Raw genomic sequence first — 14,258 nt, 5'->3', positions numbered from 1 at the left:
AGCTGCCGGGCCTGCACATTCGATTAATCGTTAGGAGTGGTAATGGACGTGACGGGTGCGAGTGCGCTGATCACCGGGGGCGCAAGCGGCCTGGGATTGGCGACCGCGAAAATGCTTGCCCGCAAGGGGGCGCGCGTCGTCATCGCCGACTTGGCGGGTTCGGCCGGACGCGCAATCGCCGATGAGGCCGACTGGACCTTCGCTCCAGCGGACGTAACCAACGTCGAGGAAGTTCGGGCGGCGATCACTCTCGCCGAGCGCATGGCGCCACTCCGTGTGGTGGTGAACTGCGCTGGGATCGCCACGCCGAACAAGGTGCTCGACAGATCGGCAAACCCCGTACCACTGGCGCAGTTCGAGCAGGTGGTGCGCGTAAATCTGGTCGGCACGTATAACGTACTGAGCCAAGCTGCAGCGAGAATGGCTCGAAACGACCCGGACCCCTCCTCTGGAGCACGCGGGGTGATCGTGAACACCGCGTCCGTGGCAGCGTTCGAGGGGCAGATCGGCCAGCCCGCTTACTCGGCTTCCAAGGGCGGAGTGCACGCGATGACCATTCCGATCGCACGAGAGTTGGCCAAGCACTCGATCCGAATGCTGACGATCGCGCCTGGACTGATGGAGACACCGATGGTGGCCGGCCTGCCACTGGCAGCGCAGAAATCGCTCGCCGAGCAGGTGCCATATCCCGCCCGTCTGGGCAGGGCCGACGAGTACGCGTCGCTCGTCGGCCACATCATCGACAATGACTACATCAATGGCGAAACGATCCGCCTGGACGGTGCCATCAGGATGGCCCCCAAGTGATCAATCAGCGGCCGATACAGTGATATTGACCTGATCGGTGTAGAAGGCGACGTGGTCCTTGATTTGGGCGACAGCCGGGTGGGGATCCGCGTAGGTCCACACAACGTTGTCGAGAACAATGCCGTCGGTGCCGATGCTGAAGTACCGGGCCACCCCTCGCCGGGCCACCCCCTCGTAAGGACAGTACGTCTCGTGGTCGGTGCCCTCGAGGGCGGACAGGTTCACGTCTGCGCGTGGGATGTAGTGAACAACCGGATAGTCCTTCTCCTCCAGCGTGAGCGCGTGAGCGGAGTCAGCAATCGTGCGGCCACCCACGGTGGCCACGACGCGGCGCCTGGCCTTCGCGATCGTAATCGGGTGGTCGAGTCCTGGAACGAGAACCGGTTTGTCCGTCATGGTTCTCTCAACTTCTTTGTGCGACTGCATCTTCCAACCCGAGCGAAGCCGCGCCGATCCGCATCCGCTCTTGATACCGATTGAGCAACAGATCCGGGCCGGAGCCCGCACGTGAAGGTCTGCTCGGCCGGTTCAGTGTGATCCCAGCCTCCATCTGGAGCACAAGTCCCGATTCCGGTGGTAAGTTTCTAGAAACATGATGGCATCATTCGGAATCTCAATTCCAATAATACCCAGTTCCATCCGATTGCAGCGCAGGGCGGCACTCATTGAACCTCACGGCCCAGAGAGGGGACTACCGACTCACGTTCGCTGTCCTTACCGTCGGCGTAGCAGCCTATGCCTTGTTGCAGTCTTTGGTCACTCCCGTTCTGCCGACAATCGAGAAGGCTCTCGGCACGTCCCAGACCAATGTCACCTGGGTGCTGACGGCCTACCTGTTATCGGCATCGGTGTTTACTCCGGTCGTCGGTCGTCTCGGTGACATCTACGGCAAGAAGCGCTTGTTCGTCGTTGCACTGGCCGCGCTCGCGATCGGCTCGCTGCTCGCCGCCCTCGCCAGTTCATTGGTGGTGATGGTGATCGCCAGGGTGATCCAGGGCGTCGGTGGCGGAGTATTGCCCCTCACATTCGGAATCATCCGGGACGAGTTCCCGAAGGAGAAGGTGCCCGGGGCGGTAGGCATGGTCGCGGCACTCGCCTCTGTGGGCGCCGGCCTCGGTATCGTTCTCGCGGGCCCCATCGTCGACGCATTTAGTTACCACTGGTTGTTCTGGATTCCGCTGATGATGATTAGCGTCGCAGGTCTGGCCGCACATCTCCTGATTCCCGAATCACCAGTACGCACCGCGGGAAAAATCAACTGGTTCACGGCATTTCTGCTGTCCGGCTGGCTCGTGGCGCTCCTGCTCGCCGTCAGCCAAAGTCCGACGTGGGGCTGGGGTTCGTTCAAGGTAATCAGCATGCTCGTCCTGGCGGCGGTTGTTGCAGCAGCGTGGATCCTAGCCGAGTCACGTTCGTCGAACCCGCTCATTGACATGAAGATGATGCGGGTCCGCACGATTTGGGCGGCAAATTTGGTGGCGTTGCTTATGGGAATCGGTATGTACGCCGCACTCGGATTCATACCGCAGTTCCTGCAGACACCGCCCGAGGCCGGCTACGGTTTCGGCGCCTCGGTCACCCAATCGGGTTTGATGATGTTGCCGAACACGATCGGGATGTTCCTCGCGGGACTTGCTGCGGGCCGACTCTCAGCTCGTTTCGAGTCGAAGAATCTGCTTGTGGTCGGATCTGTCTTGACCGCGATCGGTTACTTCATGGTGGCCTTCCTCCACTCGGCCGAGGCCGTCATCTACCTGGCGATGGCCGTGGTGGGAATCGGTTTCGGCATGGCGTTCTCTGCCGTGTCGAACGTTGTTGTGGCCGCAGTTGCCGCGGAGCAGACCGGTGCTGCCAACGGTATGAACACAAACATTCGCACGATCGGCGGGTCGCTCGGCGCCGCCTTCATGGCAAGCACTGTCACAGCCAGCGAGTCCGCGTCGGGGTTGCCCACGGAAGCCGGCTACACCCATGGCTTCGTCATGCTGGCGGTCGCAGTCGGCCTCGGCGCCGTCGCGGCATTGTTCATACCTGCAATCAGACGAGATAGAACGATCGACCGCGAGAAGTCGGAAAACCTGCCGCTCGCACCGGCTGCCGGAAGAACTGCGGGCGGGCGGTAGATCCCACTGAGGCCAAGGCAAAGACAGCCCACGAAGACGGGAAAGAAGTTCGAAATGACAAGTAATGGCCCCACGGAGACTGAAACCAATCGCGCCCTCGCACAAGGCATGTACCAGGCAGTCTTAAAGATGTTTCGGTAATAGGGTGTGTCGTTGCACGGGATTCACACTGTGCTGCTAGATCATTGATGAATGGCAGGTAAGGAAGCCGGTTCCGGCGAGGGGGCCGACGCCCGGAAAGTCAAGCAGCGCGGCGGTCGCCGGGATCTCGAGGCGTTGCGTGACCGGCGAATGCGGGCGGCGGAGATGTTCACCGCCGGTCGGCGGCAGATCGATGTCGCGGCCTGGTTGGAGGTCTCCCAGCAGACCGCCTCACGTTGGTATCGACAGTGGACCGAAGGGGGCAACGAGGCGTTGGAAGGTGCCGGTCGGGCGGGACGCCGGCCCCGGCTCGATGACGCCCAGATCGAGGCGATCCGAGAGGAACTGCTCAAAGGACCCCAAGCTCACGGCTTCGCGACCGGGGTGTGGACCCTGGGTCGGGTCGCGATCGTGATCGAGCGGCTCACCGGCGTGACCTATGGACCCACTCAGACCTGGACGATCCTGCGGACCAGGCTCGGGTGGAGTCGGCAGCGTCCCGCACGTCGGGCAGTCGAACGCGACGAGGACGCCATCGTCGCCTGGCGCGAGAACGACTGGCCGCGGATAAAAAAATAGCGCGGCGCCGAGGTGCGTGGATCTGCTTCCAGGACGAAAGTGGTGTGTCGCAGCTGCCGGTCGTCCGCGCAACCTGGGCGCCCAAAGGCCTCACACCCGTGCTGCATCACCGATTCTCCTTTCAAGCGCATGTCCATGGCCGGAGTGCTGGCGTATCGGCCCGATCGCAGCCGGAGCGCGTTCGTGTTCTCCATGATCGACGGCGCCTACGACACCGACAAGCTCATCGAGTTCCTCACCGAACTACGCACCCACTTCGCCGGGAGCAGGTCATCCTGATCTGGGACGGGCTCATGGCCCACCGATCCAAGGCGATGACCGCGTGGCTGGCCACCCAACGCGACTGGCTCCACGTCGAACGCCTCCCTGCGTATGCGCCCGAGCTCAACCCCATCGAACAAGTCTGGGGCAACATGAAATCCACCGAACTCGCCAACCTCTGCCCCGACATCCTCGACGAGGTCCGCATCGCGACCGAGACCGGCCTCACCCGGATCGGCTCGAACTACGACCTGTGCCACAGCTTCCTCGACCACACCGGCCTTTCCCTATGATCGGTACTCACTCAATTACCGAAACATCTTTAGGAGGCGATACAGAACGGTTTCTCGCCTTCGTTTCACCCGAGGTAGTAGTGGAGGAACCGGAGTTCTTGAGCTATGGGGGCAAGTATCAGGGCTTCGCTGGATTTCAGGAGTTGTTCGCAACACTCGCGTCCAAATTCGACCTCGCCGGCATGACGGTGGACCGTCTTGTAGTGGACGGGGATTACGTCTGCGCGTTCGGTCGGGTTCCGATATTGGGAGGCGACGACCTAGTTTCGTTCGCCGAACGCAGCATTTTCGAGAATGGCAAGGTCACTAACTTCCGCGTTTATCTTTATGACACAGGCGATTTAGGTGTTGGTCGTGACCCTGAAAGATTGGTGCTCTGAAGTACCTGACCAACCCCGCTGACGACGGCGTGCGGATCTTGCCGCCGTCAAGGATTGGTCAGAGAGAATCAATCGCTGCGTCGATCACGCGGTGAAGGCGGTCCGGGCCTTCTTCCACCCGTGCCAGGAGCTGCATCCCCACCATTGTGTTCAGGAGCAGGCTCCCCATCGCGGCCGGATCGCGGTCGGGAGCTATCTCTCCCGACCGCTGCCCTTCCTCGATCAGCGCCCGGAAGACGTCCGCGGCGAACTCGAAGTATCGACGGGCCTCGAAAACCGCCACCCGTCGGTTCCCGCGAGATCTGCCGCCGCGTTGGCAATCATGCAACCTCGGGTGCCCTCGTCGGCTATGAACTTCAACGTCCCGCAGAGGCGCTCTTTGACCGAGTCGGGGTGCTCCGTCAGCGCCGTCAGCAAACGAAGCCGGGCGTCGACATAGCGACTCAGCGCCAGCTCGAAGAGACCGTGTTGCTCCCGAAGGTGTTGTAAAGACTGCCCCTGCCGATGCCGAGCGCATCGACCAGATTCTGCGGGCTGGTGGCGCGGAATCCCTGCTGCCAGAACACCTGCATGGCTGCTCGACGGCGATAACTGGATCGAATTGCTTGGACCTTCCCATCGACACACCCCTCCAGTTCTCGATGTCTGAGTTCCCGAACGGCCGCTCGGCGTTAGACGGCTTCGAGGATCGTGGCGTAATTTGCCACACCAACCCCGCCCATATTTTGCACCAGCACGCGATCGGCGCCGTCGAACTGCATCGCCCCCGCAGCACCCGAGAGTTGCATAGCCGAAACCACATGTTGGGACACTCCGGTGGCCCCCACCGGATGCCCCTTGGCTTTCAAGCCGCCGGACAGATTCACCGGGAGGCGCCCGTCTCGATGGACCGCACCGGAGGTCAGGGCTTCACCGCCCTTGCCCGGCTCGGCCAGGCCGATGACCTCGTACATGATCAGCTCCGCGATCGTGAAGCAATCATGTACCTCGGCGAGCGACAACTCGTTGACACCGATGCCGGCCATCGCATATGCGCGTTCCACCGATGCGCGCGTGGCCTCGAAGGCGGTGGGGTCGCGGCGGGCGGCCGGGTGGAAGTCGTTCGACTGGCCGAATCCGGTCACCCGAACCGGCTGATTCTTCGCGGCCGTGCTCGGCGATGTGGACAGCACCAGAGCCGCGGCTCCGTCCGAAACCGGCGAGCAGTCGGTGCGGCGCAGCGGTGCGGCGACGATCGGATTGCGATTCGAGACCGTCCGGCAGAACTCCTCGCCGAGATCCTTCCGCAAGTGTGCGTACGGGTTGGCGACGCCGTTGCGGTGGTTCTTCGCTGCGATCGCGCCGAGCAGATCTCCGATGTCGCCGTATCTTTCGGCATACCGTTGCGCCACCGTCGCGAACAACCCGGTGAACCCGACGGATGAGGGGTTCCCTGCTGACTCGTAGTCGGCTCCGAGCAACGCGGAGCCCACCTGCTCGGGAGTCGCGTGCGTCATCTTTTCCGCACCAATCACGAGCACGTTCCGCGCAGTACCGGCGAGCAGGGAGCGGATGCCGGCGTGGACCGCGGCGGAGCCCGATGCGCACGCATTTTCGACGCGTGTGGCCGGCACGTTCCGCAGCGCCGCGTCCACCTGTAGCGCCAACGACGAAGAGAACGCCAAGGGCAGCAGGCTCGAGTTGAACTGGCCGAGATAGATCTCGTCGACGTCACCAGGCTCGATTCCCGCGCTGACGATGGCCTCCGTGGCCGCCTCGACTATGAGTGATTCCAAGTCGCGGTCGGTGAGCTTGCCGAAGACCGTGTGGCCCCACCCTGTGATGCGCACGTCCTGACCAAACTGGGAGAGCACGGTCACATCGCAACACCGCCGTCAACCGGGAGCACGGTCCCCGTGATGTAGGCCGCCTCGTCGGAGGCGAGGAAGCACACAGCGGCGGCCATCTCGGACGGTTCCGCGAAGCGCCCCTGCGGGACCATTTCGGTCAGGGCGCGCAGCTTGTCCTCGGGTATCGCCGCCACCATCGCGGTCGCTGCGTTCGGTGAGATCGCGTTGACCGTGATGCCGAAGCGGGCAACCTCTTTGGCGACCGTCTTCGTGAACCCGACTATCCCTGCCTTGGCTGCGGCGTAATTCGCCTGCCCCACGTTTCCGTGTAGACCGCTGTACGAGGTCACGTTGACGATCCGGCCGAAGCCCCGCTCGCGCATACCCGGGATTGCCGCCCGGGTGAGCAGAAATGCCCCGGTGAGGTGCACGTCGAGAACTTGACGCCAGTTCTCTGTCGACATCTTCCAGATCACGCTGTCGCGCGTGATTCCCGCGTTGTTCACGAGGATATCGAGGCCGCCCCACTCTGCAACACCGGCCGACACCGATTCGGAGAGCGCCTCATCCGCCACATCACCTGCGAAGGTGCGGGTGCGCTCCTGCCCGGCCCAGGCGGCCTCGAGTGCGGTCTGGTCGCGGTCGATTACCGCCACCTGCGCCCCGGCGTCATGGAACGCCTGCGCCAGTTCACGTCCGATTCCGGCGGCCGCGCCCGTTACTGCGACGACCCTGCCGGTGTAGTCGAATCTCAGATTTCCCATCGTTACCTGCCTTCGTAGACCGGTGGGCGTCGGTCCGCGAACGCGAGCAGTCCCTCCGTTGCGTCATATGACTGAGTCGCATATTCGTGCACGAGGTCGGTCTCCTGCCGGAGCCCCTCGTCCAGGTGCGTCCGCTGGCCGATGCGGATGAGTTCCTTCATCTTCCGCTGCCCCAGCGGCGTCCGGGTGGCCATCCTGCGTGCCAGCGCAACCGTCTCCTCGCGCAAGCTCACCAGGGGCGCCTGGAAGGCGGCGAGCCCGACTTTCACGGCGACCGACGCCTCGAAGAGGTCACCGGTGAGGAGCCAGCGCCGCGCATGCTGTACGCCGATGGCGCGGATCAGGCGTTGGCTCCCGCCCGCGCCCGGTAGCTGGGCGAACCCTAGGTGGCCGTCACCGATCCGCGCCTCATCCGCAATGGTGATGATGTCACAGGCGAGTGCGATCTCCAGTCCACCTGCCACGCAGACTCCGTTTATCATTGCGATGACTACCGACGACGAGGCCTCGAGCGCGTCGCACACGGCGTCGAAGTCGTCGATGAACTGCCGGAATTCCACGGGGTCCCGGTACAGCTGCTGGTAGCCTCTCAGGTCTCCTCCCGCCGAGAATGCTTGCCCGGCGCCGGTAAGGACGATCACGCGTGGGGAGCCGTTCGCTGCGAAGTCTCCGAGTAGCTCTCGCAGCGCGCGGATCGTGTGCTTGTCGATCGGGTTGCGCTGCTCAGGACGGTTGAAGGTGATGATCACCACGTCTGCGCCGTCCTCATCGAGCCATTCCAGCGTGAGCAGGCTGCTCTGCTCGTCGGGGTACGCCGTCGGCCTCTCGGCGACCGCACCCAGCGTGGGAGTGTGAATGGTCATCAGTGCTCCTTCCGGTGGCGTTTGAGCTCGTGCCGGGCGATCGTGCGCCGGTGGACCGCGTCGGGGCCGTCGGCGATGCTGAGGATGCGTGTGTGCGCCCACATTTCGGCGAGTCCGAAGTCGTCTCCGACGCCGCCGCCGCCGTGCAGCTGCACGGCGTTGTCCAGGATCTCGAGCGCCATTTCCGGGATGCCCACCTTTATCCCGGCGATCTGGACAGCCGCTGTGCGGTTTCCCTCCTTATCCATCAAAGAGGCGGTGAAGAGGGTGTAGAGCCGGGCTTGGTCGATGCGGATCCTGGCGTCGGCGATCCAGTCTTGGACGGAGCTGCGTGACGCGAGGGTCTCACCAAAAGTCACGCGCTCCTCGGCGCGCCGGCACATCATCTCCAGGGCGCGCTCGGCGACGCCGATCGTGCGCATGCAGTGGTGGATCCTGCCCGGTCCCAGTCGTGCCTGGGCGATCGCGAACCCCTGCCCCGGTCCGCCGAGGATGTTGGCTTTGGGCACTCTCACGTCCTCGAAGGTGATCTCGCAGTGTCCTTCCCGGTCCACGTAGCCGTAGACGCGGAGGTTTCGGACGATGGTCACGCCTGGCGTATCAACCGGCACCAGCACCATGGATTGCTGCTGGTGCCGCGCCGCACTGGGGTCGGTCTTGCCCATGACGATAAGGATCTTGCAGCGCGGGTCAGCGGATCCTGAGATCCACCACTTGCGCCCGTTGATGACGTAGTCGTCGCCGTCCTCGACGATGCTGCATTCGACGTTGGATGCATCCGACGATGCCACCGCCGGTTCGGTCATCGCGAACGCGGACCGGATCTCGCCCTCCAGCAGGGGTGCCAACCACTGCTCTTGCTGCTCCGGCGTGCCGAACATGGTGAGGATCTCCATGTTTCCGGTGTCGGGCGCGGAGCAGTTGCAGACCTCGGATGCGATTGGCGAGCGGCCGAGGATCTCGGCGATGTACGCGTAGTCCAGGTTGGTCATTCCCTCCGTCCACCTGGTCTTGTGGGGAAGAAACAGGTTCCACAGGCCCAGCTCACGCGCCTCGCGCTTCAGGTCCAGCAGGATCTGGGGATGCCCGTGCGGCTCGCCCAGGTCGGCCATCTGCTGCCGATACACCGCCTCGGCAGGCAGTATCCGGTCGTCCATGAACTGGGTCAGCTTCTTGCGAAGCTCGTCCGCCTCTGGACTGATCGCGAGATTGAATGCGCTCACGCTCGCCCTCCTGTCTGCATGTGCCCGCGACCCTTCGCGAGCACTCGTTCGACCAACTGAAATTTCTGAACCTTGCCCGTCGCCGTCCGCGGCAAGGCGTCCATCAGGAGCACTCGCTCGGGCAGCTTGAAGGGCGCGAGCCCCAGCTCACGTAGGTACGACACAACCTCGGCGAGCGTGACCTCGTGGCCCTCTTCGGCGACGATGCACGCGCACCCGATCTCGCCCAACCGCTCATCGGGAATGCCCACGACGACGGCCTCGCGGACGTGCGCCATACCAACGATGAGTTCCTCGACCTCCCTCGGTGTGATGTTCAACCCGCCCCGGATGATGATTTCCTTCTTGCGTCCGACCATCGTGAAGTAGCCATCCGAATCGACGACCCCGAGGTCTCCCGACCTCACCCAGCCGTCGACCGAGAACGTCGCCCGGGTCCTCTCCTCGTCAGAGAAGAAGCCGACACAGCACGACGGGCTTCGCACGAAGAGCTCACCCGGCTCTCCGACGAGAATCGCGCCGTCGTCGTCCCGCACCTCGAGCTCCACTCCGTCGAGCGGCGGTCCCTCGGTCTCGAGCCTCTTCTCCAGCGGGCTGTCCGGGCGGTTCCACGTCGCGCTCAGCACCTCCGTCGATCCGTAGATCCGGAGCACCGTGATCCCCGCATCGGCGGCTCGCCCCACTACGGCGCTCGGCACGGGCGCGCCTCCGCACGAGAACATTCGCAAGGAGGTCAGATCTGCACCCATCGACTCCCCTGCGTCCAACAGGTCCGTAAGAAAGGTGGTCGCCGCCACTGTGTAGGAGGGCTTTGCACGCTCGATCAGCCGGACCGCGTCGGCCGGATCCCATCGATCCTGCAGTGTGAGAGTGAGTCCGTTGAGGAGCGCGACGCGCACGCCGTAGTTCAGGCCCGTGGAATGCCCGATCGGCGACGGCATCCACACCCCGTCGGTCTCGCTCAGACCGATACCGGACGTCAGCATGCGGGTGCCCGCGCAGATGGTCTGCTCCGTATGCATGATCGCTTTCGGCGCGGACTCGGTGCCGGAGGAGAAGATCAGCTCGCACACGGCGGACGCGTCGGGGTCTGGCGGGTTATCGAGCGCCGGCCAGTGCGCGAACACGGTGTCCGCGTCGCCGCGCTCGACGACGAGCTGCGCGGTGCCGGGATTGGCCTCGCAGACCTCCGCGACCATCGCGCGGTGGTCGAAGTTTCGGTACTCCGCGGGAGAGACGATCAAACGGCTCCCCGCTGTACGAACGATGTTTGACAGCTCGTGCGCACGGTAGATGGGCAGCACGGGGTTGAGTACGGCGCCGAGCAGATGCACTGCCAAGTCCAGGACCACCGTCTCGTACCAATTCGGCATCTGCACAGTTACCACGTCACCACGACCGATCCCCATCGACTGCAGCCGCGCGGCGACGGAATTCGCGTGCGCTGCAAGCTGCGCGTAGGTGTGGCCCGCCGATTCCACATCGTCGACGACGGCGACTCTGTCGCCCCGCTCGACCGCCCAACGGCTCACCGCCCCAACGAGCGTCTGGTCATCCCACGCACCGCTCGACAGATAGGAGTTTCGCCGGTCCGCGGTCGTGACCACATCCGTGAGGAGTGCTCGCTTCACTTGCTTGCCTGCACCCACCCTCGTGCTTACTAAGTCGGCTTCCATGGCTGAAAGCGTATTCGATAACTTTGATTTGGCAAGTCAAAATATGGAAAGTGATCCAGTCTTCAGGTAGCGTGACGTGAAAATCGCCGAAGGAGCCACCGTGGAACTGCCCCATTTTGCAGATACAAACACTGACCTGACCGGTCTCACAGCTGTTGTCACCGGCGGAAACGGTGGAATCGGGCTCGGACTGGCGAGCGGGCTTGCGCACGCCGGCGCAAACGTCTGCATCTGGGGCCGGAGCGAAGAGAAGAACGCCTCGGCGGTGGGGCAACTGCGCGACGCCGCCGGCAAGGCGCACGCGATCTCGTGCGACGTCAGCGACGAGGCCGACGTCGACCGCGCCATGACTGAAACGCTTGCGGCGTTCGGCCGTGTCGACTCGCTCTTTGCGAACGCGGGCGTACCCGGTGACATGACCCCGTTCGTCGACCTCTCATTGGACGACTGGCGACGCACGCTGGCGATCAACCTGGAAGGCGCATTCCTGTCGCTCCGGGCGGCGGCCCGTCACATGGTCGAACGCGGCGAGGGTGGATCGCTCGTCGGCGTCTCGTCGATCATGTCGTTCTATGGCGGCGCACAAAAGCAGCCCTACGCGGTGAGCAAGGCAGGGATCGAGGCGCTCATGCGTTCCCTCGCCGTGGAACTCGCTGCGAATCGGATACGAGCAAACGCGCTGCTGCCCGGCTGGACGGACACTGCCCTACTCGAGCCCGGTGCCGGCTTCATCGCCGACGAGCACCACGCCCTGATACGTAAGCAAACCATCGGCCGAACACCGGTGCGCCGGTGGGGCCAGCCTGCCGACTTCGCCCGGATCGCGGTCTTCCTGGCCGACCCGACGCTGCAATTCCACACGGGTGACCGGCTCGTCGTCGACGGCGCCTACACCCGCTTCTAGCCGCTAAAAGGAGAAGAACCCGTGCCGCTGGATCCGACAGCCCTCGGCTACACCTCACCTACGATCCCCGTCTCCTGGGACGAGCGCGACACGATGCTCTACGCACTGAGCATCGGGGCGGGCACCGACGACCTCGAATACACGACCGAAAACAGCATCGGCGTGCAGCTGACCACGACGCCGTCGATGCCCGTGGTGTACTGCCAGCCCTCATCCGACGTATGGGACCGGCTCGGCGAATTCGACTGGTCGTGCCTCGTGCACGCAGCACAGTCGCTCGAGCTGCACACGCCGATGCCCCCCGCAGGGACAGGATCGATCACGACCACGATCACCGAGATGAGCGACAAAGGCACGGCTGCAGTGGTCACCGCCCGCACCGAACTCCGCGACAATGACGGGACGCCGCTCGCGACGGGCGACTCAACTGTGTTCATCCGCGGGGCGGGGGGATGGGGCGGAGATCGTGGCGCAACCGGGAAACCGCCCACCCCGGAGGGCCATGCCGATCGAAAGGCCACCGTCACAACAGCGCCCACGCAGGCGCTGCTCTACCGCTTGAACGCGGACCGGAACCCTCTGCACTCCGATCCAGCTTTCGCACGCAAGGCCAACTTCGACCGCCCGATCCTGCATGGCCTCTGCACCCTCGGGATAGCCATCCTGTCCGTCGCCCGCACCAAGCACACTCCGGGTATGCAACTGCAGCGGTTTTCGGCACGGTTCGCCAACTCCTGCTATCCCGGCGATGCCCTGACCACGCGAATGTGGTTCACAAACGGGTCCACGGCCGCGCCGGAGGCGGCTCCGCCCGGCACCACCGGCTCCCGCAACGTGGCCTTCGACACCCTCGGCCCCGGGGGCGTTGCCATCCTGTCCCAAGGTGCAGCAACGTTCGGCCCGCCGACCTGACCACCACTGCAAATCGGTGTCGCCGAAGCGAGGAAGGTGCGGCTGCCGCAAACGTGGGCGAAGTGCATCCTTCGTCGGCCCATGAGTTGTTTCGGACTCCGCGACATCGTCTCACGCCTACCGGAAGATGGCCTTGGCAGCGGCGAGGACCTGACCGGCAGCGAGGGCATCGAAACGTCGGTGAAGGTGACAGTGACGCCGCCGCGGCGGAAGGATGCGAACCGGCGACTCCGATTGGCGGACAACGAGGTTCGAATCCTGTCCGAGCCGATGACGCTGCCCGCCCCGCCGTCGCAAGGACCGGGCGGCCCGACGTCGGCGAGCCGACGGACGCGGATCCGCCTTACGTAGAAGTCGTTCGGCCAGCCTTCGTGCTCGCCGACGAGATCAAGCGCACGCCGGCGAAGGTGCTGGCCCCGACGACGAGGCGAGCACTCAAACCTGGCCGAACAATCGCAAGCGCTCTGTGTCGCCGAGCGTGTGCGATGCTCGGTCGGCGATGCGGGCGAGCCGTTCGCCGATCCTCGAGAAACCGAGCTCCTCGAACACAACCTTTGCCCCCAAGAACGCGATGAGGCCCTCGTAGCCGTGCGAACTGGTGACCGACGCGCTGACGCCCTTTACCCCCGGGTAGTACTCCTCGTCGTCGACCGCATACCCCCGAGTTCTGGTCGTCTCGACCGCATCGCGGAACTCTCCGAGGTCAACGATGCTGTGTGCCGTATACGCCTCCAGCTTCTCAGGCAGCGGTTCCCCCGTCGTTGCATAGTACGTCTTCCCCCATGACGCAGCTGCTAATGGAACGCCGCCGCCAAACGGAACCGCGACATCGGAGCCAGGGCCGCGATGCGCGTTGAGAATGAGGTGGCGTCCGTCCCAGGTGGTCGCCGAGACCGCAGTCACGCCAAGCTCGTTCGCGACGTTGACCGCCTCGATCCAGGCAGCGCGGTACATCGGAGTGCCGCGCGCGTAGGCAGCCCCGAGATAGTGCAAGACGGGCCCCAACGCGTACCGCTTGTGCTCGGTCAGGACCACCGCGTCGAGGCTGAGAAGATGGTTGAGAGTGGCATGTGCTGAACTCGCGGCGACTCCTGTTGCCTCGGCGATCGCCGACAGCGTCAACGGTACCGGCGAGTCACGGAGCAACGACAAGACGCCGAATGCCTTCTCGATCGCCGATGAGGACTTCGACGCCGCCACGGACTTCGACGCCGCTACGGGCTTTGACGCCGCTACGGACTTCGACGCCGCTACGGGCTTTGACGCCGCTACGGACTTCGACGCCGCTACGGGCTTTGACGCCGCTGAGGACTTTGGCACCGCTGCCTCCCCTGTCTTGACTCTGTGGCTCGAAACTATCGAGCAGCTATTTCATCATAGCCGAAGCCACTTCATATAACTGGCATGCCGTGCCCGTAAAATGTGGGGCTACACAGCGTAAAGTTTCGATCTATGAACTTATCCCCGTCGAATTCTCAGGAAAGGTCGCGCGAGGAAGTAGCC

General features: G+C 64.0%; 16 protein-coding genes. 7 read left to right on the top strand and 9 right to left on the bottom strand.

Annotated elements, in window-relative coordinates:
• The first annotated feature begins 42 nt into the window (after positions 1–42).
• Positions 43–807: an SDR family NAD(P)-dependent oxidoreductase gene (locus tag CJ179_RS35180; RefSeq protein WP_095864454.1), complete on the top strand. Its 765-nt coding sequence runs from the start codon at positions 43–45 to the stop codon at positions 805–807.
• Here CJ179_RS35180 and CJ179_RS35175 read toward each other — a convergent pair whose 3' ends face one another.
• Positions 808–1,203 carry a DUF427 domain-containing protein gene (locus CJ179_RS35175; RefSeq protein ID WP_095864453.1) on the bottom strand — a complete coding sequence of 132 codons (396 nt, stop codon included), beginning with the start codon at positions 1,201–1,203 and terminating at the stop codon, positions 808–810.
• A gap of 269 nt (positions 1,204–1,472) precedes the next feature.
• Here CJ179_RS35175 and CJ179_RS35170 point away from each other — a divergent pair, with 269 nt between their 5' ends.
• The 4 genes from CJ179_RS35170 to CJ179_RS35155 all read left to right on the top strand — a co-directional run bounded on the left by CJ179_RS35170 (position 1,473) and on the right by CJ179_RS35155 (position 4,584).
• Positions 1,473–2,930, top strand: a complete 1,458-nt coding sequence (locus CJ179_RS35170; protein WP_095864452.1) for an MFS transporter — start codon at positions 1,473–1,475, stop codon at positions 2,928–2,930.
• Positions 2,931–3,122: 192 nt separating this feature from the next.
• Positions 3,123–3,650: a winged helix-turn-helix domain-containing protein gene (locus tag CJ179_RS35165; RefSeq protein ID WP_218834869.1), complete on the top strand. Its 528-nt coding sequence runs from the start codon at positions 3,123–3,125 to the stop codon at positions 3,648–3,650.
• Positions 3,554–4,204, top strand: coding sequence for a transposase (locus CJ179_RS35160; protein WP_306454264.1), 651 nt, complete (start codon positions 3,554–3,556; stop codon positions 4,202–4,204). The genes CJ179_RS35165 and CJ179_RS35160 overlap by 97 nt, the downstream gene beginning before the upstream one ends.
• Positions 4,201–4,584 carry a nuclear transport factor 2 family protein gene (locus tag CJ179_RS35155; protein WP_095864450.1) on the top strand — a complete coding sequence of 128 codons (384 nt, stop codon included), beginning with the start codon at positions 4,201–4,203 and terminating at the stop codon, positions 4,582–4,584. Before CJ179_RS35160 ends, CJ179_RS35155 begins: the two co-directional genes overlap by 4 nt.
• Positions 4,585–4,642: 58 nt before the next feature.
• Here CJ179_RS35155 and CJ179_RS52290 read toward each other — a convergent pair whose 3' ends face one another.
• From CJ179_RS52290 to CJ179_RS35125, 7 genes are all read right to left on the bottom strand, one after another.
• The gene (locus CJ179_RS52290) at positions 4,643–4,867 is read right to left on the bottom strand and encodes a TetR/AcrR family transcriptional regulator C-terminal ligand-binding domain-containing protein (RefSeq protein WP_218834868.1); all 225 of its coding nucleotides are present in this window, start codon (positions 4,865–4,867) and stop codon (positions 4,643–4,645) included.
• Positions 4,868–5,027: 160 nt separating this feature from the next.
• The gene (locus tag CJ179_RS52285; protein ID WP_218834867.1) at positions 5,028–5,156 is read right to left on the bottom strand and encodes a helix-turn-helix domain-containing protein; all 129 of its coding nucleotides are present in this window, start codon (positions 5,154–5,156) and stop codon (positions 5,028–5,030) included.
• Between the two features lie 99 nt (positions 5,157–5,255).
• Positions 5,256–6,413: an acetyl-CoA acetyltransferase gene (locus CJ179_RS35145; protein WP_257015938.1), complete on the bottom strand. Its 1,158-nt coding sequence runs from the start codon at positions 6,411–6,413 to the stop codon at positions 5,256–5,258.
• Positions 6,414–6,439: 26 nt separating this feature from the next.
• Positions 6,440–7,177, bottom strand: a complete 738-nt coding sequence (gene fabG / locus CJ179_RS35140) for a 3-oxoacyl-ACP reductase FabG (RefSeq protein ID WP_095864448.1) — start codon at positions 7,175–7,177, stop codon at positions 6,440–6,442.
• Between the two features lie 2 nt (positions 7,178–7,179).
• Positions 7,180–8,040 carry an enoyl-CoA hydratase/isomerase family protein gene (locus CJ179_RS35135; protein WP_095864447.1) on the bottom strand — a complete coding sequence of 287 codons (861 nt, stop codon included), beginning with the start codon at positions 8,038–8,040 and terminating at the stop codon, positions 7,180–7,182.
• Positions 8,040–9,263, bottom strand: coding sequence for an acyl-CoA dehydrogenase family protein (locus CJ179_RS35130; RefSeq protein WP_095864446.1), 1,224 nt, complete (start codon positions 9,261–9,263; stop codon positions 8,040–8,042). The genes CJ179_RS35135 and CJ179_RS35130 overlap by 1 nt, the downstream gene beginning before the upstream one ends.
• Positions 9,260–10,894, bottom strand: a complete 1,635-nt coding sequence (locus CJ179_RS35125) for an AMP-binding protein (RefSeq protein ID WP_179377750.1) — start codon at positions 10,892–10,894, stop codon at positions 9,260–9,262. The genes CJ179_RS35130 and CJ179_RS35125 overlap by 4 nt, the downstream gene beginning before the upstream one ends.
• Before the next feature lie 145 nt (positions 10,895–11,039).
• Here CJ179_RS35125 and CJ179_RS35120 point away from each other — a divergent pair, with 145 nt between their 5' ends.
• On the top strand, positions 11,040–11,843 hold the full coding sequence (locus CJ179_RS35120) for an SDR family NAD(P)-dependent oxidoreductase (protein WP_257015937.1): 804 nt from the start codon (positions 11,040–11,042) through the stop codon (positions 11,841–11,843).
• A gap of 21 nt (positions 11,844–11,864) precedes the next feature.
• Positions 11,865–12,755, top strand: a complete 891-nt coding sequence (locus CJ179_RS35115) for a MaoC/PaaZ C-terminal domain-containing protein (protein WP_095864444.1) — start codon at positions 11,865–11,867, stop codon at positions 12,753–12,755.
• 435 nt (positions 12,756–13,190) lie between these two features.
• Here CJ179_RS35115 and CJ179_RS35105 read toward each other — a convergent pair whose 3' ends face one another.
• Positions 13,191–14,075, bottom strand: coding sequence for an IclR family transcriptional regulator (locus CJ179_RS35105; protein WP_257015936.1), 885 nt, complete (start codon positions 14,073–14,075; stop codon positions 13,191–13,193).
• Positions 14,076–14,258 lie beyond the last annotated feature (183 nt).

Origin of the sequence: Rhodococcus sp. ACS1, assembly GCF_002300155.1 — a bacterium.
GTDB lineage: Bacteria > Actinomycetota > Actinomycetes > Mycobacteriales > Mycobacteriaceae > Rhodococcus_F > Rhodococcus_F koreensis.
This window is presented reverse-complemented; position numbering and strand designations above follow the sequence as displayed.